The following is a 25,424-nucleotide window of genomic DNA, read 5'->3' on the forward strand; positions in this document are numbered from 1 at the left end:
TCCGGTTGCCGCATGGCGTATGCCACACGGCCAGTACTACGGCCGCCGGGCTCCATCGAAGCCGGGCGGCCGGCCGCGCGCAACATGCACATGCGCGCGGTAGATGCTGCTACGAGTTAAGGATTACTCGGCGAGCGACTTGCCCGATGCGTCCTTGACCTTTGCCTTCCATTGCGTCTTGATTTCCGACACGACCGATTCCGGCAGCGAGATATAGTCCAGATCGTTCGCAGCCTGGCCGCCGTTCTTGAACGCCCAGTCGAAGAACTTGAGCGTTTCCGCGCCTTGCGGACCCTTTTCCTGCGTCGTGTGCAGCAGCACGAACGTCGCGCCGACGATCGGCCATGCGTTCTTGCCCGGCTCGTTCGTCAGGATCTGGTAAAACGACTTCGACCAGTCAGCGCCTGCTGCCGCTGCCTTGAACGTTTCCGTCTTCGGCTCGACCACTGCGCCCGACGAGTTCTTCATGTCGACGTAGATCATGTGGTTCTGCTTCGCGTACGCCCACTCGACGTAGCCGATCGCGCCCGGCAGACGCTGCACGAATGCCGCGACACCGTCGTTGCCCTTGCCGCCCGTGCCCGTCGGCCAGTTGACCGTCGTGCCTTCGCCGACCTTCGACTTCCACTCGGTGTTGACCTTCGACAGGTAGTTCGTCCAGATGAAGCTCGTGCCCGAGCCGTCAGCGCGGCGGACCACGGCGATGTCCGTATCCGGCAGCTTCGCCTTCGGGTTCAGCGCGGCGATGGCCGTGTCGTTCCACTTCTTGATCTTGCCGAGGTAGATGTCGCCGAGCACTTCGCCCGACAGCGTAATTTCGCCAGCCTTCACGCCCGGAATGTTGACCACGGGCACCACGCCGCCGACGACCGTCGGGAACTGGAACAGGCCGTCCTTCGCCAGTTCGTCGTCCTTCAGCGGAGCGTCCGAGCCTGCGAAGTCGACCGTCTTGGCGACGATCTGCTTGATGCCGCCCGACGAGCCGATACCCTGGTAGTTGACCTTGCCGCCGCCCGTCTTCTGATAAGCGTCAGCCCACTTCGTGTAGATCGGTGCTGCAAAGGTGCTGCCCGCGCCAGTAATGTCTGCGGCTTGCGCTGCGATCGCGAAGAGAGCGCCAGCCATGCCAGCGAACGCGGTTTGCATCAGTTTCATGTTTTCTCCGGTTGGTATGAGCGTGTGACACGACACCGCGAAGAATAGTGGCCGATTATGACGGTAATGTGACTCTTCGTGACTTTCCCGTGACAGTCTTATTACTTACGTGAAAGGCGTTATGCCAGGGTTTCCACCGTCGAAGCAGATGCGCCGCGAATAGGGGGTTTCCAGCTCGAAATTGGCGAACGCCAACGTTTGCGTATGCAACGCATCGATCGCGGTGCCGCTGCGCGTTTTACCGGCGAGCGGACACAAAAAAGGGCGGCATGTGGCCGCCCTTCCGGTTGAAATGCTGTTGCAGCAATCAGGTCGTCGCCTGCTTCACCACTTCGGCGATCGTTTCGGCGTGGTACAACGCATCTTTCTCGCGCGCCGCCTCGACCATCACGCGCAGCACGGGCTCGGTGCCCGACGCACGGATCAGCACGCGGCCGCTGCCGTCGAGCGCACCTTCCGCTGCGCTGATCGCGCGGCGAATCGCCTCGCTGCCCTTCCAGTCGGCGCCCGGCTGCATGCGCACGTTGATCAGCTTCTGCGGAAAGAGCGTAACGCCTTCCAGCAGCTGCTCGAGCGAACGGCCGCTGCGCTGCATCGCGGCCAGCACGAGCAGCGCGGACACGATGCCGTCGCCCGTCGAATGCCGATCCAGCGACAGAATGTGACCGGAGCCTTCCGCGCCCAGTTCCCAGTGATGCTCGCGCAGCTTCTCCAGCACGTAACGATCGCCGACGGCGGCGCGAACGAACTGCACGCCCGCCTTCTTCAGCGCCACTTCGACGGCCATGTTGGTCATCAGCGTGCCGACTGCCCCTTCGACCTTGCCTTGCGTCGCGATCCGGTCCTTCACCAGCACGTACAGCAGTTCGTCGCCGTTGTAGAGGCGACCGTTCGCGTCGACTACCTGCACGCGGTCCGCGTCGCCGTCGAGCGCAACGCCGATATCCGCCTTGTTCGCACGCACGGCGCGCACGAGCGCGTCCGGCGCGGTCGCGCCGACGCCGTCGTTGATGTTGAAGCCATTCGGCGAGACGCCGATCGTGACCACATCCGCGCCGAGCTCATGGAATACGTGCGGCGCGACGTCGTACGCGGCGCCGTGCGCGCAGTCGATCACCAGCTTCATACCGCGCAGATCGAACGCCTGCGGGAACGTGCTCTTGCAAAACTCGATGTAGCGGCCAGCTGCATCGTCGAGACGCCGCGCCTTGCCGAGACGCTCGGACGGCGCGCATTCGAGCGGCTTGTCCAGTTGCTCTTCGATCAGCGACTCGACTTCATCGGGCAGCTTGTTGCCGTCGGCGGAGAAAAACTTGATGCCGTTGTCGTAATAAGGATTGTGCGACGCGCTGATCACGACGCCCGCCGCGAGACGCAGCGCGCGCGTGAGATACGCGACGCCGGGCGTCGGCATCGGACCGGCCAGCATCACGTCGACGCCCGCCGCCGCGAACCCCGACTCCAGCGCGGCTTCGAGCATGTAGCCCGACACGCGCGTGTCCTTGCCGATCAGCACCGTGGGACGCGTGCCCGTTTTCGCCCACCTGTCGGCGCCCGCGAGCACCTTGCCGGCCGCATAGCCGAGCCGCAACACGAAGTCCGGCGTGATCGGCGCGTCGCCGACCTTGCCCCGTATGCCATCCGTTCCGAAATATCGACGTCCCATAATGTTCTGTTCCTTCCAGGCGTGGAGATCAGGCGCGTCGCGCCGCATCGCGCGTCGCTGCCCAAACTTTCAGTGCATCTACCGTCTGCGCGACATCATGCACGCGGATGATCGCGGCGCCCCGCTCGGCTGCGCACACGGCAGCCGCGACGCTCGCCGCTACCCGCTCCGGCGCGGGCCGGTTCACGACCGCGCCGAGCATCGACTTGCGCGACATGCCGGCGAGAATGGGCAGCGGCATGCCGACGGTCGGCGCGATCTGCGGCAGATGCGCAAGCAGCGCGTAATTATGATCGACCGTCTTCCCAAATCCGAATCCTGGATCAACGCTGATGCGATTTTTTGCGACGCCAGCGTCCAGCATTGTCTTGACGCGCTCGTCGAGGAACGCGCGGATATCGGCCACGACGTCGTCGTAAACGGGCTCCTTCGCCTGCATCGTTTGCGGATCGCCGAGCATATGCATCACGCACAAACCACACTGGCTGTCGCGAACCGCGTCGATCGCTCCGGGCATCCGAAAGCCCCAGATATCATTGATCAAATCGGCACCGGCAGCCAGTGCATGGCGCATCACTTCGGGCTTGTAGGTATCGACGGAAAGCGGGACGTTCGCGTCGCGCAACTGCTCGACGAGCGGGATCACACGCTTCAGTTCCTCGTCGAGCGGCACAGGCGGCGCCCCTGGGCGCGTCGACTCGCCGCCGATGTCGACGATATCGGCGCCGTCGAGCAGCATGCACTCCGCCTGGCGCAGCGCCTCGCCGCGCAGCACGTATCGGCCGCCGTCGGAAAAGGAATCAGGTGTGACGTTCAGGATGCCCATCACGAGCGGGCGTTCGAACGACAGCGTGAATCGGCCGCATTGAAGCGGTTCGGGGATCGGAAAAAGCGGGGAATCGGCGTTTGACACGAGACGTACTACGAAGAAGTTAGTGGGGATCGCGACAGAACCGCGCTGCGCGTAGCAGCATTAGAAATGAAAACGGGCCGGTGTGCAGTACACCGGCCCGTATAAACGACTCAACCCGTCATCAAGCAGGAGCGGTCGCGCTGCCCGGCTTCACTTCCGCGCCGGGGCTGCTGCCACCCGACGATGCATCGCCAGGTGACGGCGTGCTCTTCGGCGAGCGCGGCGGACGGCCAGCCATGATGTCGTTGATCTGATCGGCGTCGATCGTTTCCCACTCCATCAGCGCGGCGGTCATCGCTTCGACCTTGTCGCGGTTCTCGTCCAGCAAACGCTTCGCGAGGTTGTACTGCTCGTCGAGCACACGGCGAATTTCCGAGTCGACCTTCTGTTGCGTCGCCTCCGAAATCGAACGCGTGAAACCGCGGCCAAACGGCGACTGGTCGTTTTCGTCGTCGACATAGACCATCGGTCCAAGCGCGTCGGTCATGCCGAAACGGGCGACCATTGCGCGGGCCGTGGACGTCGCCTTGTTGAAGTCGTCCGATGCGCCCGTGCTGATCAGATTCAGGAACAGCTCTTCCGCGACACGGCCGCCGAACAGAATGGCGAGACGATCCAGCAGATAATCCTTCGAATACGTCTCGTTGTCGTGCTCCGGCAACTGCCACGTCACGCCCAGCGCACGGCCGCGCGGAATGATCGTGACCTTGTGCACCGGGTCGGCCTTCGGCAGCAGCTTTGCGATCACTGCATGGCCCGACTCGTGGTAAGCCGTCGCACGCTTCGCGTCTTCGCGGATCACAGCCGACTTGCGCTCCGGACCCATGAAGATCTTGTCCTTCGCGTCTTCGAAGTCCTGCATCTCGACGATGCGCTTGCCGCGACGCGCGGCGAACAGCGCCGCTTCGTTCACGAGATTCGCGAGGTCGGCACCCGAGAAGCCCGGCGTGCCGCGCGCGATTACCGCCGCGTCGACGTCGTTCGCAATCGGCACCTTGCGCAGGTGTACCTTCATGATGTGCTCGCGGCCACGGATATCGGGCAGACCGACATACACCTGGCGGTCGAAACGGCCCGGACGCAGCAGCGCCTTGTCCAGCACATCCGAACGGTTCGTTGCGGCGATCACGATCACACCCGAGTTCGCCTCGAACCCGTCCATTTCGACGAGCATCTGGTTCAGCGTCTGTTCGCGTTCGTCATTGCCGCCGCCCATGCCGGCGCCGCGATGACGGCCGACCGCATCGATTTCGTCGATGAACACGATGCAGGGTGCGTGCTTCTTCGCCTGCTCGAACATGTCGCGCACGCGGGCCGCGCCCACGCCGACGAACATTTCGACGAAGTCCGAACCCGAAATGCTGAAGAACGGCACTTTTGCTTCGCCGGCGATGGCGCGCGCCAGCAGCGTCTTACCCGTTCCCGGCGGGCCGACCAGCAGCACGCCGCGCGGAATGCGGCCACCCAGCTTCTGGAACTTCTGCGGATCGCGCAGGAAGTCAACCAGCTCGGAAACTTCTTCCTTGGCCTCATCACAGCCAGCGACATCTGAGAAGTTGATCGCGTTGTTGTTCTCATCGATCAGACGTGCCCGGGATTTACCGAACGAGAAGGCACCGCCTTTCCCGCCTCCCTGCATCTGCCTCATCATGTAGAACCAGAAACCGATGATCAGGATTGTCGGCCCGAGGTAATACAGCGCGGACACCAGCGCGTTCGGCTCGTCATCCGCCTTGCCGCTGACCTGCACGCCATACTTCATCAGGTCGCCGACCATCCAGATATCGCCCGGCGACACGATCTGATATTTCTGACCGTCGGCCGGTGTCACCGTGAGGTTGCGCCCCTGGACGATCACGCTCTTGACCTTGCCGCTTTTCGCGTCATCCATGAACTGCGAATAAGAAACGCCTTCCTGGACACGGGGCTTGTCGAACTGCTTGAACACCGTAAACAGCACCAGTGCGATTACCAGCCACACTGCTGCTTTCGAAAACATGTTGTTGTTCAAAGCACCACTCCTTCACTCATAGACAAGCGCCTACATTTGCCTTGCGGCACCACTCAGGCATTCTAATCCCTTCCGGGGACCCCTGCCATAAGCATTCACTACCGCATAAATAGCGTACCGCGCAATCTCAGCGCTCTTATTTTCCGGCGTACCGGAATGCGGGCTCACATATCACTGGACCCTTTTTCAACGTGGCCGTTTCAGATGCTTGCCCAGAATAAACGTCTCGGACGACTTGTCCCGAGACGCTTTCGGCTTGCGCGCGGCCACCGTCTTAAACTGGTGCTTGAACTTTTCGACAATCTGGCTATAACCGCTGCCGTGAAAACATTTGACTAAAAGGGCACCATCGGGTTTCAGGTGGTTTTGGGCGAATTCCAGTGCGAGGTCGCATACATGCTCGATTCGCGCTGCGTCCGCCACCGCCACTCCTGACAGGTTGGGCGCCATATCCGAAATTACAAGATCAACCGCGCGATCTCCGACAACTTCTTCCAGCTGCTGGAGGACATCGTCCTCGCGGAAGTCGCCCTGGATGAAGTGCACGTCGGCGATCGGCTCCATCGGCAGCAGATCGAGCGCGATGATCGTGCCGTCGATCCCGCCTTCGCGCTGCGCGTCGCGATGCTTGCCCTGCGAGAGCTTATTGCGCACGTACTGGCTCCAGCTGCCGGGCGCCGCGCCCAGATCGACGATGATCTGTCCGGGACGGATCAGCTTGTCCTGCTCGTCGATTTCCTTCAGCTTGTAGGCCGCGCGGGCGCGATAACCCTCCCGCTGCGCCATTTTCACGTACGGATCGTTGATGTGGTCGTGCAGCCACGACTGGTTGAAGCGGTTTTTTGCCATTAAACGTTGAACTCTTGCTACGTGATGCCGCGCTTTTAGCGGATAATACGCGTTTAATTCGCGCGGCGGCGGCCTAGGCCGTCTTCCGCGCTCGTGGTTCTGCTTGCCGTCCGCGCCGCTGTCCTGTTCATGCTGACGCCGGCGCCGTATTCATCGCAGCTTTCTGCGCAGTTTTCTTTTTTCTCGCGCGCGCCCCGCTGAATTGCTGACCGACGGGTCCAAGCCGCGGGCGATGCCATTTTAGTCGAGTCTCCCACTTTCCATGCCAGCCCTCAAAGTTTCTTCCGAACAACGCGCCGAATTGCGCTCTCAGGCTCACGCGCTCAAGCCGGTCGTGATCGTCGGCGCCGAAGGGCTGACCGACGCCGTGCTGGCCGAAATCAAGGTCAATCTGAAGGCGCACCAGCTGATCAAGATCCGCGTATTCGGCGACGAGCGCGAAGAGCGCATCGCAATTTACGAAGAGATCTGCGATCGGTTGAATGCGGCTCCCATTCAGCATATCGGCAAGCTGCTCGTGATCTGGAAGCCCGAATCGGCACGGACCGGACGCGCGCCTGCTGCGAAATCGAAGCGCTCCACGCTGCCGAGCGCGCGCGAGGCCATCTCGGAAGAGCCGGCGAAGAAAGGCGGCGCGCCGCGCGTCGTCAAGGTCGTCAAGGCGACCGACAACCCGATGCGCCGTCCGAAGCCGCAAAAAGTACTCGTGCGCGGCAACGAGCGCGTGACGGCTGGCGGCAACATCAAGAAAGCGAAGAAACGCCAGACGAGCGCAAAGCGCATGCATCAGACGAAGTAAATCTAGGAGTGGCGCGGCGATCCGAATCGACATCTGGACCGCGCTATTCGAACCAGGATTGCAGGCCGTCGCCTCAATGCGGCGATCGGCCGCGCTCCGTGGCGGTTGCGAACGTAAATCAGCCCGCGGGCCAAATGCGCTTTCTGCGAGCGGCTTACCCAGCCGTCCTGCCCGCGACACGCCCCGCGCCCTGCTCCGCCACGAGATTCGCGCCCGCCGGCAATTTCCACGCGAGCACGATGCCCAACAGACTCTCGATCAGATAGAAACCACTCGACACGCCGTGCAGCATGCCGAAACGGCTCGCATACACAGAATGGCCGACGTCAGTGCCCGCTTCCTGCGCGGCGATGCGCAGCGCATTCATAAACGGCTGAAGCGCGAAGTAGCCAACCAGCACGCAGACCAGCATGCCGGCGATCGGCCAACGCAGACGCCGATACGCATCGCCGCCGCGCCGGATCAGCACATTGCACAGCGCGAGCAGCAACACGCCGCATACCACGCCGATCACACCTTCGATCCGGAACAGCTGCGCCGCGACCGCGCCCGCCGTCATCCGGTCGAGCGACTTGAACAGCACGGGCGCCACCGCATAGCCGATGGTCAGCAGACTGCCGACCCAAACGACCGTCAGCAGCCTGAACAGACGATGCGGCATCGAAGACACGACAGCAGCCTCAGACGTAGCGGACCGCGATGATTTCGTACTCGCGCACGCCGCTCGGCGCCTGCACCGCCGCGACATCGCCTTCCGACTTGCCGATCAGCGCGCGAGCGATTGGCGAGCTGACGGAGATGAGGCCGTGCTCGAGATCCGCTTCGTCGTCACCGACGATCTGATAAGTCACCTCATCGCCCGAATCCAGATCTTCCAGATCGACTGTCGCGGCAAACACGACGCGACCATCCGCCTCGAGCGCGGCGGGATCGATGACTTGCGCAGCCGCCAGCTTCGATTCGATTTCGGCGATACGGCCTTCGATAAAGCCCTGCTTTTCTTTTGCAGCGTCGTACTCGGCATTTTCCGACAGGTCGCCTTGGGCGCGCGCTTCCGCGATCGAATTGATGACAGCGGGGCGTTCGACCGATTTCAGGCGCTGCAATTCGCCGCGCAGTTGATCTGCTCCGCGCTTCGTCAATGGAATAGTGCTCATAAACAGCTCTTGTGGCAAAAAACAGCCATAAAAAAAATCACCGCGGTTAAGTGCATCCCATACAGGCGCTGGAGCGTGGCGCAAAGCCCGATCTGGCACCTCAGGGACGCCGCTTAACCGCGGCACTTACGTCTTTGACAGAACTCTGAAGCCTTAGTTTAGGCGAGCATGGAGTCCTTGTAAATCATAGACTTCCAGGTCCTTCAGATAACGCAGGCCTTCGACGGCCGCGCGCGCGCCCGACATTGTCGTGTAGTAAGTGACCTTGTTCGCCTGCGCGCTCATGCGAATCGAACGCGAATCGGCGATTGCGGCGCGCGTTTCGTCGACGGTCGTGAAGACGAGCGCGATCTCGCCGTTCTTGATCATGTCGACGATGTGCGGACGGCCGTCCTTCACCTTGTTGACGACGCGCACGGGCACGCCCGCCGCTTCGATCGCCGCCGCCGTGCCCTTCGTCGCGACGAGCGGATAGCCCAGTTCATGCAGCATGCGCGCGACCTCGACGGCCTTCGGCTTGTCGGCGTCCATCACGGTCAACAGCACCGTGCCCGATTCCGGCAGACGCGAACCCGCCGCGAGCTGCGACTTGAAGAGCGCTTCGCCGAACGTGCGGCCGACGCCCATCACTTCGCCCGTCGAGCGCATTTCCGGTCCGAGCACCGGGTCGACGGTCGGGAACTTGACGAACGGGAACACCGCTTCCTTCACGCTGAAGTACGGCGGCTCGACTTCCTTCGTGACGCCCTGCTGCACGAGCTTCTGGCCGACCATCGCACGCGCGGCGATCTTCGCGAGCGGCAGGCTCGTCGCCTTCGACACGTACGGCACCGTACGCGAAGCGCGCGGGTTCACTTCGAGCACGTAGATGATGTCCTGCTTCGAGCCGTCGGCTTGCGCAACCTGCTGGATCGCGAACTGCACGTTCATCAGGCCGACCACGTTCAGCGCCTTCGCCATCGCGCCCGTCTGGCGCTTCAGCTCGTCAACCGTTTCCTTCGACAGCGAGTACGGCGGCAGCGAGCACGCCGAGTCGCCCGAGTGCACACCAGCCTGCTCGATGTGCTCCATCACGCCGCCGATGAACACCGTGTCGCCGTCCGAAATGCAGTCGACGTCGCATTCGATCGCGTCGTTCAGGAAGCGGTCGAGCAGCACGGGCGAATCGTTCGACACCTTCACGGCCTCGCGCATGTAGCGCTCGAGGTCGCGCGGCTCGTGCACGATCTCCATCGCGCGGCCGCCGAGCACGTACGACGGACGCACGACGAGCGGATAGCCGATTTCGTCGGCGAGCTTCAGCGCTTCGTCTTCCGCGCGTGCGGTGCGATTGGGCGGCTGACGCAGATTCAGGTCGTGCAGCAGCTTCTGGAAACGCTCGCGGTCTTCGGCGGCGTCGATCATGTCCGGCGACGTGCCGACGATGGGCACACCGTTCGCTTCGAGATCGAGCGCGAGCTTCAGCGGCGTCTGGCCGCCGTACTGGACGATCACGCCGAGCGGCTTTTCCTTGTCGACGATTTCGAGCACGTCTTCGAGCGTCAGCGGCTCGAAGTACAGGCGGTCCGACGTGTCGTAGTCGGTCGAAACGGTCTCGGGGTTGCAGTTGACCATGATCGTTTCGTAGCCGTCTTCGCGCATCGCGAGCGCGGCGTGCACGCAGCAGTAGTCGAACTCGATGCCCTGGCCGATCCGGTTCGGGCCGCCGCCCAGCACCATGATCTTCTTGTTGTTCGTCGGGTTCGCTTCGCACTCTTCCTCGTAGGTCGAGTACATGTATGCCGTCTTCGTCGCGAACTCGGCCGCGCAGGTATCGACGCGCTTGTACACCGGGCGTACGTTCAGTTCGATGCGGCACTTGCGCACATCGTCGCCCGTCGCGCCGAGCAGCTTCGCGAGGCGGCGATCCGAAAAGCCGCTCTGCTTCAGATAGCGCAGCTCTTCCTTCGACAGGCTTGCGAGCGTGCGGCCTTCGAGCGCCTTTTCCTTGCGGACGATTTCCTCGATCTGCGCAAGGAACCACGGATCGATTGACGTCTCCTCGAACACTTCCTGTTGCGTGAGGCCCAGGCGGAACGCATCGCCGACATACCAGATGCGATCCGGACCGGCTTCGCCGATCTCGCGGATCACTTCGTCGCGGCTCGTGGTCTTTTCGTCGAGACCGTCGACGCCGACTTCAAGGCCGCGCAGCGCCTTCTGGAATGATTCCTGGAACGTGCGGCCGATCGCCATCACTTCGCCGACCGACTTCATCTGCGTGGTCAGACGCGGGTCGGCTTCGCGGAACTTCTCGAACGCGAAGCGCGGAATCTTCGTGACGACATAGTCGATCGTCGGCTCGAACGAAGCCGGCGTCTGGCCGCCCGTGATTTCGTTCTTCAGTTCATCGAGCGTGTAGCCGACGGCCAGCTTCGCCGCGACCTTCGCAATCGGGAAGCCCGTCGCCTTCGATGCCAGCGCCGACGAACGCGACACACGCGGATTCATTTCGATGACGATCATCCGGCCGTCTTTCGGATTGGTCGAGAACTGCACGTTCGAGCCGCCCGTGTCCACGCCGATCTCGCGCAGCACCGCGAGCGACGCGTTACGCAGGATCTGGTATTCCTTGTCGGTGAGCGTCTGCGCGGGCGCGACCGTGATCGAGTCGCCCGTGTGGATGCCCATCGGGTCGAGGTTCTCGATCGAGCACACGATGATGCAGTTGTCCTTCTTGTCGCGGACCACTTCCATCTCATACTCTTTCCAGCCGAGCAGCGATTCTTCGATCAGCAGTTCGCGCGTCGGCGACAGATCGAGGCCGCGCTTGCAGATCTCTTCGAATTCCTCGCGGTTGTATGCGATGCCGCCGCCCGAGCCGCCCAGCGTGAACGACGGACGGATCACGACGGGATAGCCGCTGCCGCCCGTGAACGCGGCAATCTCCGCGTGCACCTGCATCGCCTCTTCCATCGAATGCGCAATGCCCGACTTCGCCGAGCCGAGGCCGATCTTCGTCATCGCGTCCTTGAACTTCTGACGGTCTTCGGCCTTGTCGATCGCTTCCGGCGATGCGCCGATCAGCTCGACGTTGTACTTCTCCAGCACGCCGTGGTGATGCAGATCGAGCGCGCAGTTGAGCGCAGTCTGGCCTCCCATCGTCGGCAGGATCGCGTCCGGGCGCTCCTTCACGATGATGCGCTCGACCACTTCCCACGTGATCGGCTCGATGTACGTGACATCGGCCGTGTTCGGGTCGGTCATGATCGTCGCCGGATTGCTGTTGACGAGAATGACCTTGTAGCCTTCCTCACGCAGCGCCTTGCACGCCTGCGCGCCCGAGTAATCGAACTCGCACGCCTGGCCGATGATGATCGGACCCGCGCCGATGATGAGGATGCTCTTGATGTCTGTCCGCTTGGGCATAACGCTCTCGCTAATGTATTCCTGAGTTCTTTCCGTTGGCGCGCCGGCGGTGTGCCGTTCGGACCATGCCGAACGGCGTCGCAGGGCGCGCGCTTTCCTGTCGCCGCTCGCGAGCTGCTGCTGTCGGCGCTGCTCTCGACTCTTACGCCGCCGCCGACTTCTTGCCCTTCTGCTGGTCCATCAACGCAGTGAAGCGGTCGAACAGATAAGCGATATCGTGCGGACCGGGCGACGCTTCCGGGTGGCCCTGGAAGCAGAACGCCGGCTTGTCCGTCAGCGCGAAGCCTTGCAGCGTGCCGTCGAACAGCGACACGTGCGTGACCTTCGCGTTGGCGGGCAGCGTGTCGGCGTCGACTGCGAAGCCGTGGTTCTGCGACGTGATCACGACGCGGCCGTCGTCGAGGTCCTTCACCGGATGGTTCGCGCCGTGGTGGCCCGTCTTCATCTTCATCGTCTTCGCGCCGACGGCGAGACCCATGATCTGATGGCCGAGGCAAATGCCGAACGTCGGAATGCCGCGCTCGATGAACTCGCGCGTCGCGGCGATCGCGTAGTCGCACGGCTCCGGGTCGCCGGGGCCATTCGACAGGAAGATGCCATCCGGATTGAGCGCGAGCGCGTCGGCTGCCGTCGCTTGCGCCGGCAGCACCGTGACCTGGCAGCCGCGTTCCGCGAGCATCCGGAGGATGTTGTACTTCACGCCGTAGTCGAACGCGACGACGCGATAGCGCGGCGTGTTCTGCATGCCGTAGCCGCTGCCGAGACGCCATTCCGTCTGCTTCCACTCGTACGGCTTTTGCGTCGACACGACCTTCGCGAGGTCCATGCCCGCGAGGCCCGGGAACGAGCGGGCGAGTTCGATTGCCTTCGCTTCGTCATCCGAACCTGCGAGAATCGCGCCGTTTTGCGCGCCCTTGTCGCGCAAAACGCGTGTGAGCTTGCGGGTATCGATACCGGCAATCGCGACGACGCCGTCGGCCTTCAGATAATCCGGGAGCGAGCGCTCCATGCGGAAATTCGACGCGAGAACGGGCAGATCACGGATGATCAGGCCGGCGGCATGGACTTTCGTGGCTTCGACGTCTTCGGCGTTCACACCGACATTGCCGATGTGCGGATACGTCAGCGTGACGATCTGGCGCGCGTAGCTGGGGTCGGTCAGGATTTCCTGATAGCCGGTGATGGCCGTATTGAAAACGACTTCGCCGATCGTATGACCGGGCGCGCCGATCGAGTAGCCGCGAAAGACCGTGCCGTCGGCGAGCGCGAGAAGAGCGGGAGAAAATGACGGCAACACGGGAGACTCCTTGGGGGGCACCCTGTTGCCGACCTGTCTATCCGACCGTGCGGGCCGCGGCGAGGCGCATCGGAAGATGCGCGCGCAGGCTCGCTCGCGTGTCGCTGTTCGTGGCGTCGCATCGGGCACTGCAGCGCGTGCAATCGGCCCATTGTGTAGGCGGACAGGCTGGCTGCGGGCCGCTGGCGACGGTAGCCGGTGCGTTCACGAAAACTTGACCGGAACTACAACCGGGTTGACTACCCGGGTTGACTACGAAACGCGGCGGATGAACGGTGTGGGAGAGGTAGGCGCTAGGGTGCGGGTTGATAAGCTCAAACTTTAGAATTATAGCCTGAAATGACCCTTCTCTTCAAATCAGAGATGGGCGGCCACCGGGCCGACGCAGTACCGACAGGCCCGGCAGCCGCGATGCACCTGGAATCCGCGCGGCCTGCATGGCCGTTTCATTCAATATCAGAATACGCCTGTGAGCCTTGCGGTTGGCGCTCGCCGTGGATGTGCGAAGGGCTTTTCGCGAGCACGCGGCTTGGCAGCACGTACCAGACGGCGCTCGCCAGCTGCAGCGCAACGAGAATGCCCCACGCGGTCAGATGCGCGGCGGGCGGATAGTGGCCGCCGACGGGCGTCCAGATCGACAGAACCGCGCCCACGCCAATCTGAAAGCCGAAGATCAGCAGAAAAATGATCAGCGTCAGCGTCGTGTTCGCACGGCCGATCAAATGCGCCGGAAAATGGCGCGCGAGCACCGCGTAGCTCAGTATGCCCACGCCACCGAAAATTCCGTAAGCCGCCCACAGCAAGCCCGCCGGCAGCGGTGCGCGCAGCATGATCAACAGTTGCGTGACGACGAAAAGCGCCATACCAACGCCGCAAAACGCATACAGCGACAGCCCGCGCCGTTCCATGCTGCGCGCTGCCGCGCCGAAGCCCACGCAGCCGGCCATCATCGCGAAGCCCAGCACCGACACGAGCGCCGCTGCCTCGTGCGGCTGAAAGCCCGATACGTCGCGCAACCACGCGCCGACCCACAACGACTGCATCGCGTAGAACACACCTTGCGTGACGACCGAGAACGATCCGATTTTCCAGAACGCCGCGCTGCGCAGGATGTGCCACGTGCCCTTGAACTGGCTGACGAGATCCGCCTGATGATGCGGCTCCTTCTTTTCGGGCGCGAACATCCACAGCAGCGCCGCCACGACGATCGTCAGGACGACGAGCGCGAAACAGACAGAGCGCCAACTCGCGAACGTCAGCACCCACGTCAACGGCGAGCCGACGGCGACGCCGCCCAAACCGCCGACGGCCATCACTAGCCCGTTCATCAGCGGCAGGCGCGCGGCCGGAAAGTGCTGCGCGAGCGCCTTGAAGGCCGCGCCCAGGCACACCGACACGCCGACGCCGATCAGCAACCGCCCCGCCATCATCACGCCGACACCGTGCGCCGCGCCGAACACGCCGATGCCGGCGGCGGCGAAGAGCAGCATGCCCGCCGTCACGCGACGCGGTCCGTAATGGTCGAGCAGGACGCCCGCCGGCAGTTGAGCGCCCGCGAAGCCGAGGAAATAGAGACTGGTCAGCAAGCCAAGATCGGCGGCCGTGAGTCCCAACTCACGTGTGATCAGCGGCGCAAAGCCGAGGTTCACGCCCCGAAACACATACGAGACAAAGTAACCGGCGGAGAACAGCAGGAAGACACGAAGGGGCGTCGATGACATGAGGCATCAGCAAGACGGTCCGGCGGACCCGAGCGTGAACGATAGCGGCTATCGCGCCCATCGTGGTGCAAGACCGCGCGGCCCGTGCGGGAAACGCCGGCGGCTGTATGCGGAAATGAAAAACGCCGTCACCTCAGGTGACGGCGTTCAGGAAAACGAGGAGAGATCGGAGCGCACTTCACGCGCTGCCCCCGCAGCGCACGTTCGGTCGTCCTCGAAAAGGCCGCTTGTTGTCTACTTGCCCTTCTTCGCGCTGGACGAGACTTTGTGGCGGCTCGAAGTCTCGCCCTTCGACGCCTTGCCAGCCGCCTCCGTCGAAACCTTCGTCATCTTGCCCTTGGCGGCCGCCGGCTTGCTGGACTTGCCGACCGGCTCCGACACCCTGACGACGCCCGAGTGGCCACGGCCCCGTTTCTTATCGTATCGCGACTCGGAGCGCGAGTCCGCGATCTGGGCGCCAGTCCGCTCGACGCCACCGCCGACGGGCACCGTCGCCAGCTTCTGCGGGCCCGGCTCGGCCGGCATCGCCTTGCCGACGGGCACGTGCAGCACGATCACCTGGCCCGGCATCGCCACATCGCGCCGCGTACGGTTCCATGCCTTGAGCTGCCCGATCGACACGTCGTAGCGGTCCGCGATCATCGCCATCGACTGCTTGCGGCGCACACGGATCAGCATCTTGCGCGTGTCGGGCACGTCCGGCTCCATCGCGAGCACCGCGCTTTCGGCAACATCGGCGCTGATGTCCTCGTCGTCATCGTCGGCGCGCGGCACGACGATCGTCGAGCCCGGCTTCAGGCGCATGCCCGCAGGAATCTTGTTGACGGCCATCAGCGTGTCCGCATTGACGCCGATCTTCTCGGCGATCGCCGCCGGACGCGAGCGTTCCGTGACCGTGTAGGTCGTCCACGACGACAGCGAGCCCGAGTACGACTTCAGGTTGCGCTCGAAAGCGCTCGCGTTGTCGAACGGCAGCAGGATCTGCGGCTGCGTCGCGCCCAGGATGACCGGCTTCTTGAACGACGGGTTCAGCGAACGGAACTCGTCCGGTGTCATGTTCGCTAGCTTCGCCGCCGTATCGACGTCGATGTCATGCGAAGTCGTGACCGTCACGAAATACGGGTGGTTCGGAATGGACGGCAGCGCGAGCCCGTATACCTGCGGATTCGTCACGATGTTCTTGACGGCCTGTAGCTTGGGCACGTAGTTGCGCGTTTCCAGCGGCATGCGCAGGCTTTGATAGTCCGTCGGCAGGCCGGCCGCCTCGTTGCGCGCGATCGCGCGCTGCACGTTGCCTTCGCCCCAGTTGTACGCGGCGAGCGCCAGATACCAGTCGCCGAACATATCGTGCAGACGCGACAGATAGTCGAGCGCCGCGCTGGTGGACGCGAGCACGTCACGGCGCTCGTCCTGCCACATGTTCTGCTTCAGGTTGTACGTGCGGCCCGTACCGGGCACGAACTGCCACATGCCCGCGGCCTTCGCGACCGACAGCGCCTGCGGGTTGTACGCGGACTCGATGAACGGCAACAGCGCCAGCTCGGTCGGCATGTGGCGCGCTTCCAGTTCTTCGACGATGTGATACAGGTATTTCTGCGACCGCTCGGTCATGCGCTGGACGTAATCCGGACGCTGCGCATACCAGTTCGCCTGCATGTCGACGAGGTCGCTCTGCAGGTCGGGAATCTGAAAACCACGGCGGATACGGCCCCAGAGATCGGAGTCCTCGCTCGTCAACTGGTCGACGGAACTCTGGTCGACGTTGATCGTTTCTTTAGCAGTGGCGGTCTTGCGAAGGGTGTCGGCTACGGCTTGCTGGCTAGCGGGATTGGAAGCAGTTGAAAGGCTGTTCGTCGTTGGCCCCTGGCTCGCGCAAGCGGCGAGCATCAGGACCAATAACGCGCTAAAGATAAATCTCATGAACGTCTCGGCTTCCAAAGGGCTGGAATTTGCAGCCGATAGTACGAAAGTGCGCCTTTTCCGTCAATCGGAAAAACGTGAAAAACGCCGCGAAATCTGGAGGTTGGCGTTTTTTCCTATGATTCGGATGAGCATGCCCCCATGGTTTGCCATAGTTAGCGGAATCTGTTCTTCCATTCGCGCATCAGCGTGAAAGCGGCCAGCCGGTCGGGCACCGATTCGTGCAGCTGTTCGGCGAGCGTCGCCTGGACGGCCGGCTCGCCCGCGCGCAAAAACGGGTTGACGGCGCGTTCGTGAGCGATCGTCGTGGGCAGCGTCGGAACGTGGCGCGCGCGCAGCGCCGTCGCCTCGTCGCGCCAGGCTTGCAGCTTCGCGTTGTCCGGCTCGCACGCGAGCGCGAAGCGGATGTTCGACAGCGTGTATTCGTGCGCGCAATGGACTTCCGTGTCGCCGGGCAACGAAGCGAGCGCGTCGAGCGACTTCAGCATCTGCGCCGGTGTGCCTTCGAACAGCCGGCCGCAGCCGCAGGCGAACAGCGTGTCGCCGCAGAACACGTGCGGCGTGCCGCGCGGGTCGGCGGGCTGGAAGTACGCGATATGGCCGCTCGTATGACCCGGCACGTCGAGAATCGTGAAGTCGAGCGGCGGCGCGTCGATGTGCACGGCGTCGCCGTTTTTGAGCCGCGTGGTCAGCCAGCGAATCGCTTCTCCCGCGGGACCACAGACGGGCACGTCCTGGCCATCCAGCAGATCGGCCACTCCGCCGACGTGGTCGGCATGATGGTGGGTGAGTAAAATAGCGCTCAGCCGCCATCCCCGTTTTGCCAGATAAGACTTCACCGGGGCGGCATCGCCCGGATCGACGACCACGGCGTGACGGCCGTCTGACACGACCCAGATGTAATTGTCATCGAATGCCGGGACGGGCACGTACTCGAGCGAATTCATAGGCGACGCATTCTTCAACATGTCTGACCGATCGATTATAGACTGGCCTGCCTGGACCACCTCCCCTCCCGGACGCTATGTGCTGGAGTGGGAGCAGGCGCAGCTCGACCGCGTCGTGTCCGACGTGTTCGGCTATCACGCGCTGCAACTCGGGCTGCCGCAACTCGATGCGCTGCGCGAGAACCGCATGCCTTGCCGCGGGCTCGTGCTCGACGCCGAAAGCGGCGCGAGCGCGCCGTATACGTTTCCGCGCGGCATCGCGGGCGGCCTGCCCGAGCGCCACGCGCCGACCGGACGCAGCTCGGTCTGGTGCGATCTGCTCGACCTGCCGTTCGAGGCGCAAAGCGTCGATCTGATCGTGATGCCTCACACGCTGGAGTTCACGCGCGACCCGCACCGTCTGTTGCGCGAAGCCGAGCGTGTGCTGATGCCGGAAGGCCAGCTGATCATCCTCGGCTTCAATTCGCTGTCGCTGTGGGGCGCACGGCAATCCGTCGGCAAGGTGACGGGACGTCCGTTCGTGCCCGCCGCGCACGATCTGATCGCCTTCACCCGACTGAAGGACTGGATCAAGCTGCTCGGCTTCGATCTTGATCGCGGACGCTTCGGCTGCTATCGTCCGCCCCTCGTCGGCGAGAAGTGGCTGTCGCGCTATCAGTTCATGGAAGCCGCAGGCGACCGCTGGTGGCCGATCTTCGGCGCCGTCTACATGGTCACGGCGATCAAGCGCGTGCGTGGCATGCGCCTCGTCGGTCCGCTGAAGGTCAAGAAACCCGTGCTGGCCCCCGGCCTGACACCCGCCGCCACACCCAATACACGCAACCAACATCAATGAGTTCTGACCTGATCGAAATCTTCACCGACGGCGCCTGCAAGGGAAACCCCGGCCCCGGCGGCTGGGGCGCATTGCTGCGCTATGGCACGCAGGAAAAGGAACTGTTCGGCGGCGAAGCGAACACGACGAACAACCGGATGGAGCTGATGGCCGTGATCGCCGCGCTAGAGGCATTGAAGCGCCCATGCAAGGCAATCGTGCACACGGACTCGCAATACGTGCAGAAAGGCATCAGCGAGTGGATTCACGGCTGGAAGAAAAAGAACTGGATGACGGCCGCGAAGGCGCCCGTGAAGAACGCCGATCTGTGGAAGCGGCTCGATGCGCTCACGCAGCAGCATGAACTCGAGTGGCGCTGGGTGAGAGGTCACTCCGGTCATCCCGAGAACGAACGCGCCGATGCGCTCGCCAATCGCGGCGTCGCGATGCTCGCGGATCTGTAGCTGCTCTCACAGCAATCTCGCCTTCCAAGGCATCCAATCAACCAGGCAGGGCAACTCCGACATGCGCCAAATCATCCTCGATACGGAAACCACCGGACTGAACGCGAAGAGCGGCGACCGCATCATCGAAATCGGCTGCGTCGAGCTGGTTAACCGCCGGCTGACGGGCAACAACCTGCACTTCTATGTCAACCCGGAGCGCGACAGCGATCCGGGCGCGCTGGCCGTCCACGGCTTGACGACGGAATTCCTGAGCGACAAACCCAAGTTTGCGGAGATCGCGGACGCGCTGCGCGATTTCGTCACGGATGCGGAGATCATCATCCATAACGCGCCGTTTGATATCGGCTTTCTCGATGCCGAGTTCGCGCTCCTTGGCCTGCCGCCGTTCAGCGAGCATTGCGGCGAAGTGATCGACACACTCGTGCGCGCCAAGTCGATGTTCCCTGGCAAGCGCAATTCGCTCGATGCGCTGTGCGACCGCTTCGGCATCAGCAACGCCCACCGGACGCTGCACGGCGCGCTGCTCGACTCGGAACTGCTCGCCGAGGTCTATCTCGCGATGACGCGCGGCCAGGAAAGCCTCGTGATCGACATGATCGGCGAGGCGGCGTCTGGCGTTGCGGGCGGCACGAAGCGCGTGAAGCTCGATGAGGTCGAGCTCGTCGTGCTCACCGCCACCGGCGATGAGCTCGCTGAACACGAAGCGCTGCTTGACGGCCTCGACAAATTGCTGAAGGGGACGAGCGTGTGGCGCACGCAACCGTCGGCAGAAGATGCATCCGCAACCGCCGATGCGCAAATTGCTTAAAAAGTGCTTGTCGAAGCCTGAAAGACCTGACATAATGCACAGCTCTTCGGGTGGTTAGCTCAGCGGTAGAGCACTGCCTTCACACGGCAGGGGTCACTGGTTCGATCCCAGTACTACCCACCAGATTCGAAGAAAAGAAGGCCCGGACGGAAACGCCCGGGCCTTTTTCTTTTCTCGTTCGATTTTCCTCGTTCGATTCTTCGTGCTGCTACGCAGCCGCCCCAATGCCGCGCGCCATACCCGACGCTGCAAACACCATCACGATGAGCAGAATGGACTGCCAGTGGCCGATGCGCGCAAATCGCCCCGCGCGCGCGAGGTCCGGCGTATCGCCTTGTTTGACGGCGATGTGCCAGCGGATCAGCGTCATCATCGGCATCACTTCGAGAACCAGGATCAGCACGAGCGCCGCCATCTTGATGTGGAAGAGCGGCTCGTGCAGGTAGTAATCGGCGCCCTTCTCGAAGCCACCGAAGACGCGCATCAAACCCGTGACGATCAGAACGATGGCCGTGATGCCCCAACCGGTGTCTGCCAGAAACACGCGCGGCAGATCGGCGGGACCGGACAGGCGACGCAGCGCCCGCGTGCGTCCGATGATCGACGCGAGCGCGAAACCGTAGCCCAGCAGATGAACAGCGGCAAGCAACCAGCGGATCAGCATGGACATCTCCATGATCGATGCAAAGCGGCCGTTGATGCTTCGGAAAAGAGACAGCGTCGCAACTCGCGAGAAGCGCGCTCGGAAAAGCCTCAGGCCTGGCGCAGGCTTGCGTCGAGCGCTCGTGCGGCCACCCGATCGCCTTCTGACGAAAGCGGTGCGCGAAACACCGTCTGCCGGTTATGACCGGCGGCGGCGGGCGAATCCCACATGAGCTCGACCTTGGGACGGCGCAACAGGCCACCGACGCCCGCGCGTTCGAGCGTAGCGTGACCGTTCGCGATAGGAGGCACAGTCGCGGGCTGCGCGCCGGACAGGTCGACGGACGCAACAGATGGCATCGCGCGCCGCACGCCGGAAGCGCCCGACGCCACATCGAGCCAGCGCAGCGACAGTTCGCGCGCATCGTATTGGCCGAGCTTGCGGCTTTCGGCCCAGACGATCGCCGTGCGCGTCACGGCGTCGATGGAGATCGCGAAGCGGCCGATTGCGAAGCGGCGCGCGGCGATATTCGTGCGCCACAGCGCGCGCGGCCGGCAGATCCAGACGACAACAGCGTACAACGCAGGCGCCGCGATCAGCCAGCCGTTGGTCGCGGCGACGGCATTGAACGCGCGCCGCCAGCCGGCCGCCCAGACAAACGCGCCGACCGACCAGACGGCGAACAGCAGACCGAGAAACGCGAAGAGACGCAGCGCCTGACGCAGCCACTGCGGCAACGGATGAAACGGCCGCTCGGCGCGCGCCTTCGCGCCCGGCAGGAAAATCAGAAGGAACAGGAAGACGAGGTTGATGCACGCCCACGGCGACGACGCCATCGCCTGAAGCGCGGTCAGCGGCTGCATCTCGCCCATCGAGAAGAGCCAGCGAGCCAGTATCACGAGACCGATGGCGCGAAGCGCGAACATCGTGCCGGCGCCAGGCACTGCGCTCGCACGCGTCTGTTTCGTTCTCGCCAAAGCACTCTCCTCATGTGGACGGGCCGCGCCGGATTTGCGGCACGGCCATTATAGGGATATTACGGATTCGTCTCACGGTTGCGGCCCCGCAACGCGCGCTTTCGAACCATTCGCCCTTACGCTGCGCACCAGCATGCAGCGTAAATGCAACAACGCCCCGCATGTTCGGCACATGCGGGGCGCTGATGGTGAATCGCAAGGACCGCCACGGAACCCGGTTACGACGTCCCGACAGTCCTCGATAGCGGCGATCAGCCTGCGTTGACTTCGCGCAGCACCGTGCGGCGCTTCGAACGCAGCAACTCTTCGTACGTCTTCAGATAGTTCTGCGCCATCACCTTCGACGAGAAGCGCGATTCGAACGCTTTGCGCACCTTCGCGCGCGGCAGCTGCTCCAGACGCTTGACGGCTGCGACAGCGCTGATTTCGTCTTCGACGACGAAACCCGACACGCCGTTTTCGATCACTTCCGGCACCGAGCCGCGCTTGAACGCAATCACAGGCGTGCCGCAAGCCATCGATTCGATCATCACCAGACCGAACGGCTCCGGCCAGTCGATCGGGAACAGCAGCGCGTGTGCATTGCCGAGGAACTCGGTCTTCTCAGACTCACTGATTTCGCCGATGTACTCGACGTGCGGCAGCTTCATCAGCGGCTTGATCACTTCGTCGTAGTAAGCGCGGTCGGCCTTGTCGAGCTTCGCGGCAACCTTGATCGGCATGCCGGCCTGCTCGGCGATGCGGATAGCCGTGTCGAGACGCTTTTCCGGCGAGATGCGGCCGAGGAACGCGAGATAGCTCGGCTTGACGTCGGGGATCGGGGTCAGCAGGTTTTCGGGCAGGCCGTGATACACGGTCGACAGCCAGTTCGCCTGCGGCAGCGGCTGGCGCTGGTTGTCCGAGATCGACACGACGGGCACGTCGTTGAACGTGCTGAAGATCGGCTGCAATTCCGGCAGATCGAGACGGCCGTGCATCGTCGTCAGGAACGGCACCGGCTGGCGCGCGAACAGCGAGAACGGGTAGTAGTCGATGTGGAAATGCAGCACGTCGAATTCGTCCGCGCGGCGGCGCACTTCTTCGAGCAGCAGCATGTGCGGCGCCATCACGTCGCGGATCGTCGGGTCCAGACGCAGAGCCTGCGGCCAGAATGCTTCGAGCTTCGCGGAGGTTTGCGAATCGCCGCTCGCAAACAGCGTCACGTCGTGACCCAGTTCGACGAGCGCTTCCGTGAGATACGACACCACGCGTTCGGTGCCGCCGTAGAGCTTGGGAGGAACCGCCTCGTGCAACGGAGCGATTTGAGCGATTCGCATAATGAAGAACTCCTCGTAAAAGATCAGGCAAAAAGACTGCGGTTTGGTAAAAGCGACTTCGCTTGCTCGCCAGGGCGCTCGGTTTCGCAAGCAGCATTGAGCCGCATTGGACACGAGCCTGATTCTTTCGAGAAATTCCTGCGATGGATCGCTTGGTAAGACGCCAGCTTGGTCAGTGTCAAAGTCTGTGTTCTAGCCGTAAACGCGGCTCATGAACGGACGTTGACAAACTGTCAGATATTTCCTGACGGGACCGAGCACGCATTATCAATGCCCGCCCGTCCGACCGGCTCCGACATTTCAAAGTCTTTACGTTGTTACAGACGCGAAACACTTCGCAAACCCTTGTTTTCTCAAGGCGTTTTACAGTGGGAACCTCGCATTGGCGCTGACGCCGCAAGCCGTTTGACGACGGTCATCGGTGAACCGTCGACGTGCACGAAACAACCGCCTCGCCGGCTTCGTATGCAACCTGTAATTATATCTTGAAAATTCTCGCCGATGGCGTGAACCTCTTGACCCGCAACGGGTCCAGCCTGGGAAAGCTTACCGGTACGAGTCGCGAAAATAATCGCGCCCTCATTGGTCTTACCGCCATGCGAAATGGCTTTTGCATGTTTACAATGCGGGGCCTACGCTGGTGTTACGAGCCGCGCCAGGCACAGCCGTTGCACGATTTGAACCCGACCCAAACGACCCACTGAACAATTGGAACATCTGACAATCGCCCAGCGCAACGCCCATAACGCAAGGCTCTCCGGCTATGCGAACCGGCCGCTTGCGTTCCTCTTCCGCTTTATCCGCCGCCACCCGGTCGCCCATCTGGTCGTCGTGAGCAGCGTATTCGCGGCCGTGGGTTGTGCGCTCGCTTCGCAATACGCGATCAAGCATCTGATCGACGTGCTCGGCGAAGGCCGTCATCATCCGGGGCCGCTGTGGGGTGCATTCGCGATCCTCGTCGGCCTGATCGCCGCCGACAACATGCTGTGGCGCGTCGGCGGCTGGGTTGCCGCGCACACGTTCGTCGCCGTCACGGGCGATCTGCGCAAGGACCTCTTTCAGTACCTAAGCGGCCATTCGCCGACCTATTACGCCGAGAAGCAGCCCGGCATGCTCGCGAGCCGGATCACGGCGACGTCGAACGCGGTCTATACGGCCGAGAACACGACCGCGTGGAACGTGCTGCCACCGTGCATCGCGGTGGCGGGCGCTATTGTGATGATCATTGCCGTCAATCCGCTGATGGCGCTCGGCCTGCTGAGCTGCTCGGCGATTCTCTCCGTCGTGCTGTTCAAGCTGGCGGGTCGTGGCTCGGCGCGGCATCACAACTTCGCGACGAAAGCGGCCTCCGTCGACGGCGAGCTCGTCGACGTGATCGGCAACATGAGCCTCGTGCGCGCGTTCGGCATGACGTTCCGCGAACAGAAGCGCTTTGGCGCGACCGTGAAGTCGGAAATGGACGCGCGTCAGCAAAGCCTGCTTTACCTCGAAAAACTGCGTCTGCTGCACGCGGTGATCACCGCACTGCTGTCGGCGGGTCTGCTCGGCTGGGCGCTGTGGCTGTGGGATCAGGGCAAGGCGACCTCCGGCGACATCGTGCTCGTCAGCTCGCTCGGCTTCACGATCCTGCACGGCACGCGCGATCTGGCCGTCGCGCTCGTCGACGTGACGCAGCACGTCGCCCGCCTCGCCGAAGCCGTGAAGACGCTGCTCGAACCGCATGGCATGCCGGATCGCAACGATGCAACGGAACTCGTACCGCAAGGCGGGCGCGTGACGTTCGAGAAGGTGACGTTCGCGTATCCGAAGCGGCGCCCGATTCTCGATCACTTCGATCTCGACATTCAGCCGGGCCAGCGTGTCGGCCTGATCGGCAAGTCCGGCGCGGGTAAGTCGACCGTGCTTGCGCTGCTGCAACGCTTCTACGAAACGCAGGGCGGACGGATCATGATCGACGGCCAGGATATCGCCGCGATCACGCAGGACAGCCTGCGCCACGCGATCGCGCTCGTGCCGCAAGACATCTCGCTGCTTCATCGCACGGTCTACGAGAACATCGCGTATGGGCGGCCGGAAGCAACGCGCGACGAGGTGATCGCCGCCGCGCGCGACGCCCGCTGCACGGACTTCATCGAAGCGATGCCGGAAGGCTTCGACACGATCGTCGGCGATCGCGGCGTGAAGCTCTCGGGCGGTCAGCGGCAACGCATCGCGATTGCGCGCGCGGTCCTGAAGAACTCGCCGATCCTGCTGCTCGACGAAGCGACCTCCGCGCTCGACAGCGCATCCGAAGAAGCGATCCAGAAAGCGCTCGACCGGCTGATGGTCGGCCGCACGGTGATTGCGATCGCGCACCGCCTGTCGACGCTGCACAACTTCGACCGCATCATCGTGATGAGCGCGGGCAGGGTCATCGACGACGGTAGCCCCGAAGAGCTGCGCAACCGTCCGGGCCTGTATCGCGATCTGCTTGCCAAGCAGTACGGCAGGCAGTCGACGCTGCATGTCGGCGGCAAGAAGTTCGACGAGCAGCATGTGGCTTGACGCGCGGCGCTT

20 protein-coding genes and 1 tRNA gene are annotated in these 25,424 nt (G+C 63.1%); 6 read left to right on the plus strand and 15 right to left on the minus strand.

What is annotated here, in order from left to right:
* Positions 1-123 precede the first annotated feature (123 nt).
* The 5 genes from pstS to GCT13_RS08985 form a co-directional block, all read right to left on the minus strand.
* Positions 124-1,155 (minus strand): phosphate ABC transporter substrate-binding protein PstS, encoded by a 1,032-nt coding sequence (gene pstS, locus GCT13_RS08960; protein ID WP_152757074.1) that lies wholly within the window; start codon positions 1,153-1,155, stop codon positions 124-126.
* A 307-nt stretch (positions 1,156-1,462) separates the two neighbouring features.
* Positions 1,463-2,821 carry a phosphoglucosamine mutase gene (glmM, locus tag GCT13_RS08970; RefSeq protein ID WP_152757076.1) on the minus strand — a complete coding sequence of 453 codons (1,359 nt, stop codon included), beginning with the start codon at positions 2,819-2,821 and terminating at the stop codon, positions 1,463-1,465.
* Between the two features lie 28 nt (positions 2,822-2,849).
* Complete coding sequence (gene folP, locus GCT13_RS08975) at positions 2,850-3,734, minus strand: dihydropteroate synthase (RefSeq protein ID WP_321574260.1); 885 nt, start codon at positions 3,732-3,734, stop codon at positions 2,850-2,852.
* 121 nt (positions 3,735-3,855) lie between these two features.
* Positions 3,856-5,745, minus strand: a complete 1,890-nt coding sequence (gene ftsH, locus GCT13_RS08980; protein ID WP_152757078.1) for an ATP-dependent zinc metalloprotease FtsH — start codon at positions 5,743-5,745, stop codon at positions 3,856-3,858.
* A gap of 186 nt (positions 5,746-5,931) precedes the next feature.
* Entirely contained in the window at positions 5,932-6,594 is a 663-nt protein-coding gene (locus GCT13_RS08985; protein WP_152757080.1) for an RlmE family RNA methyltransferase, read from the minus strand.
* Positions 6,595-6,856: 262 nt separating this feature from the next.
* Between GCT13_RS08985 and GCT13_RS08990 the strand changes: the two genes are divergently transcribed.
* Positions 6,857-7,393, plus strand: a complete 537-nt coding sequence (locus GCT13_RS08990; protein ID WP_152757082.1) for a YhbY family RNA-binding protein — start codon at positions 6,857-6,859, stop codon at positions 7,391-7,393.
* A gap of 154 nt (positions 7,394-7,547) precedes the next feature.
* On the opposite strand, the gene GCT13_RS08995 is transcribed toward GCT13_RS08990, so the two are convergent.
* The 7 genes from GCT13_RS08995 to gloB all read right to left on the minus strand — a co-directional run bounded on the left by GCT13_RS08995 (position 7,548) and on the right by gloB (position 17,843).
* On the minus strand, positions 7,548-8,054 hold the full coding sequence (locus GCT13_RS08995; RefSeq protein ID WP_152757305.1) for a DUF4149 domain-containing protein: 507 nt from the start codon (positions 8,052-8,054) through the stop codon (positions 7,548-7,550).
* Positions 8,055-8,073: 19 nt separating this feature from the next.
* On the minus strand, positions 8,074-8,550 hold the full coding sequence (greA, locus tag GCT13_RS09000) for a transcription elongation factor GreA (RefSeq protein WP_152757084.1): 477 nt from the start codon (positions 8,548-8,550) through the stop codon (positions 8,074-8,076).
* Positions 8,551-8,703: 153 nt separating this feature from the next.
* The gene (gene carB, locus GCT13_RS09005) at positions 8,704-11,958 is read right to left on the minus strand and encodes a carbamoyl-phosphate synthase large subunit (protein ID WP_152757086.1); all 3,255 of its coding nucleotides are present in this window, start codon (positions 11,956-11,958) and stop codon (positions 8,704-8,706) included.
* A gap of 142 nt (positions 11,959-12,100) precedes the next feature.
* Positions 12,101-13,255, minus strand: coding sequence for a glutamine-hydrolyzing carbamoyl-phosphate synthase small subunit (gene carA, locus GCT13_RS09010; protein ID WP_321574261.1), 1,155 nt, complete (start codon positions 13,253-13,255; stop codon positions 12,101-12,103).
* Between the two features lie 446 nt (positions 13,256-13,701).
* Positions 13,702-14,976, minus strand: a complete 1,275-nt coding sequence (locus GCT13_RS09015; RefSeq protein WP_152757088.1) for an MFS transporter — start codon at positions 14,974-14,976, stop codon at positions 13,702-13,704.
* A gap of 234 nt (positions 14,977-15,210) precedes the next feature.
* Positions 15,211-16,896 (minus strand): transglycosylase SLT domain-containing protein, encoded by a 1,686-nt coding sequence (locus GCT13_RS09020; RefSeq protein WP_152757090.1) that lies wholly within the window; start codon positions 16,894-16,896, stop codon positions 15,211-15,213.
* Positions 16,897-17,051: 155 nt separating this feature from the next.
* On the minus strand, positions 17,052-17,843 hold the full coding sequence (gloB, locus tag GCT13_RS09025; RefSeq protein ID WP_152757092.1) for a hydroxyacylglutathione hydrolase: 792 nt from the start codon (positions 17,841-17,843) through the stop codon (positions 17,052-17,054).
* Between the two features lie 19 nt (positions 17,844-17,862).
* Between gloB and GCT13_RS09030 the strand changes: the two genes are divergently transcribed.
* From GCT13_RS09030 to GCT13_RS09045, 4 genes are all read left to right on the plus strand, one after another.
* Positions 17,863-18,678 carry a class I SAM-dependent methyltransferase gene (locus tag GCT13_RS09030; protein WP_152757094.1) on the plus strand — a complete coding sequence of 272 codons (816 nt, stop codon included), beginning with the start codon at positions 17,863-17,865 and terminating at the stop codon, positions 18,676-18,678.
* A complete protein-coding gene (rnhA, locus tag GCT13_RS09035; protein WP_152757096.1) occupies positions 18,675-19,121 on the plus strand; it encodes a ribonuclease HI in 447 nt (148 codons plus the stop codon). The genes GCT13_RS09030 and rnhA overlap by 4 nt, the downstream gene beginning before the upstream one ends.
* Positions 19,122-19,182: 61 nt before the next feature.
* Positions 19,183-19,932 (plus strand): DNA polymerase III subunit epsilon, encoded by a 750-nt coding sequence (gene dnaQ / locus GCT13_RS09040; RefSeq protein ID WP_152757098.1) that lies wholly within the window; start codon positions 19,183-19,185, stop codon positions 19,930-19,932.
* A gap of 48 nt (positions 19,933-19,980) precedes the next feature.
* A tRNA-Val gene (locus tag GCT13_RS09045) sits at positions 19,981-20,055 on the plus strand.
* Between the two features lie 85 nt (positions 20,056-20,140).
* Here the strand turns inward: GCT13_RS09045 and GCT13_RS09050 are convergent.
* From GCT13_RS09050 to GCT13_RS09060, 3 genes are all read right to left on the minus strand, one after another.
* Entirely contained in the window at positions 20,141-20,596 is a 456-nt protein-coding gene (locus GCT13_RS09050; RefSeq protein WP_152757100.1) for a DUF2214 family protein, read from the minus strand.
* 89 nt (positions 20,597-20,685) lie between these two features.
* The gene (locus tag GCT13_RS09055; RefSeq protein WP_152757102.1) at positions 20,686-21,552 is read right to left on the minus strand and encodes a hypothetical protein; all 867 of its coding nucleotides are present in this window, start codon (positions 21,550-21,552) and stop codon (positions 20,686-20,688) included.
* A gap of 251 nt (positions 21,553-21,803) precedes the next feature.
* Positions 21,804-22,868, minus strand: coding sequence for a glycosyltransferase family 4 protein (locus GCT13_RS09060; protein ID WP_152757104.1), 1,065 nt, complete (start codon positions 22,866-22,868; stop codon positions 21,804-21,806).
* A 708-nt stretch (positions 22,869-23,576) separates the two neighbouring features.
* Here GCT13_RS09060 and GCT13_RS09065 point away from each other — a divergent pair.
* Complete coding sequence (locus GCT13_RS09065; RefSeq protein WP_152757106.1) at positions 23,577-25,412, plus strand: ABC transporter ATP-binding protein; 1,836 nt, start codon at positions 23,577-23,579, stop codon at positions 25,410-25,412.
* Positions 25,413-25,424 lie beyond the last annotated feature (12 nt).

Origin of the sequence: Paraburkholderia franconis, from assembly GCF_009362735.1 — a bacterium.
Classification (GTDB): domain Bacteria; phylum Pseudomonadota; class Gammaproteobacteria; order Burkholderiales; family Burkholderiaceae; genus Paraburkholderia; species Paraburkholderia franconis.

Bases quoted from the DNA above. Each gene is read 5' to 3' on its own strand.
- GCT13_RS08985 (WP_152757080.1), bottom strand. From the start codon at position 6,594: ATGGCAAAAAACCGCTTCAACCAGTCGTGGCTGCACGACCACATCAAC.
- GCT13_RS08995 (WP_152757305.1), bottom strand. From the start codon at position 8,054: ATGCCGCATCGTCTGTTCAGGCTGCTGACGGTCGTTTGGGTCGGCAGT.
- dnaQ (WP_152757098.1), top strand. From the start codon at position 19,183: ATGCGCCAAATCATCCTCGATACGGAAACCACCGGACTGAACGCGAAG.
- glmM (WP_152757076.1), bottom strand. From the start codon at position 2,821: ATGGGACGTCGATATTTCGGAACGGATGGCATACGGGGCAAGGTCGGC.
- gloB (WP_152757092.1), bottom strand. From the start codon at position 17,843: ATGAATTCGCTCGAGTACGTGCCCGTCCCGGCATTCGATGACAATTAC.
- greA (WP_152757084.1), bottom strand. From the start codon at position 8,550: ATGAGCACTATTCCATTGACGAAGCGCGGAGCAGATCAACTGCGCGGC.
- GCT13_RS09050 (WP_152757100.1), bottom strand. From the start codon at position 20,596: ATGCTGATCCGCTGGTTGCTTGCCGCTGTTCATCTGCTGGGCTACGGT.
- GCT13_RS09060 (WP_152757104.1), bottom strand. From the start codon at position 22,868: ATGCGAATCGCTCAAATCGCTCCGTTGCACGAGGCGGTTCCTCCCAAG.
- GCT13_RS09015 (WP_152757088.1), bottom strand. From the start codon at position 14,976: ATGTCATCGACGCCCCTTCGTGTCTTCCTGCTGTTCTCCGCCGGTTAC.
- rnhA (WP_152757096.1), top strand. From the start codon at position 18,675: ATGAGTTCTGACCTGATCGAAATCTTCACCGACGGCGCCTGCAAGGGA.
- GCT13_RS09030 (WP_152757094.1), top strand. From the start codon at position 17,863: ATGTCTGACCGATCGATTATAGACTGGCCTGCCTGGACCACCTCCCCT.
- GCT13_RS09020 (WP_152757090.1), bottom strand. From the start codon at position 16,896: ATGAGATTTATCTTTAGCGCGTTATTGGTCCTGATGCTCGCCGCTTGC.
- GCT13_RS08990 (WP_152757082.1), top strand. From the start codon at position 6,857: ATGCCAGCCCTCAAAGTTTCTTCCGAACAACGCGCCGAATTGCGCTCT.
- pstS (WP_152757074.1), bottom strand. From the start codon at position 1,155: ATGAAACTGATGCAAACCGCGTTCGCTGGCATGGCTGGCGCTCTCTTC.
- carB (WP_152757086.1), bottom strand. From the start codon at position 11,958: ATGCCCAAGCGGACAGACATCAAGAGCATCCTCATCATCGGCGCGGGT.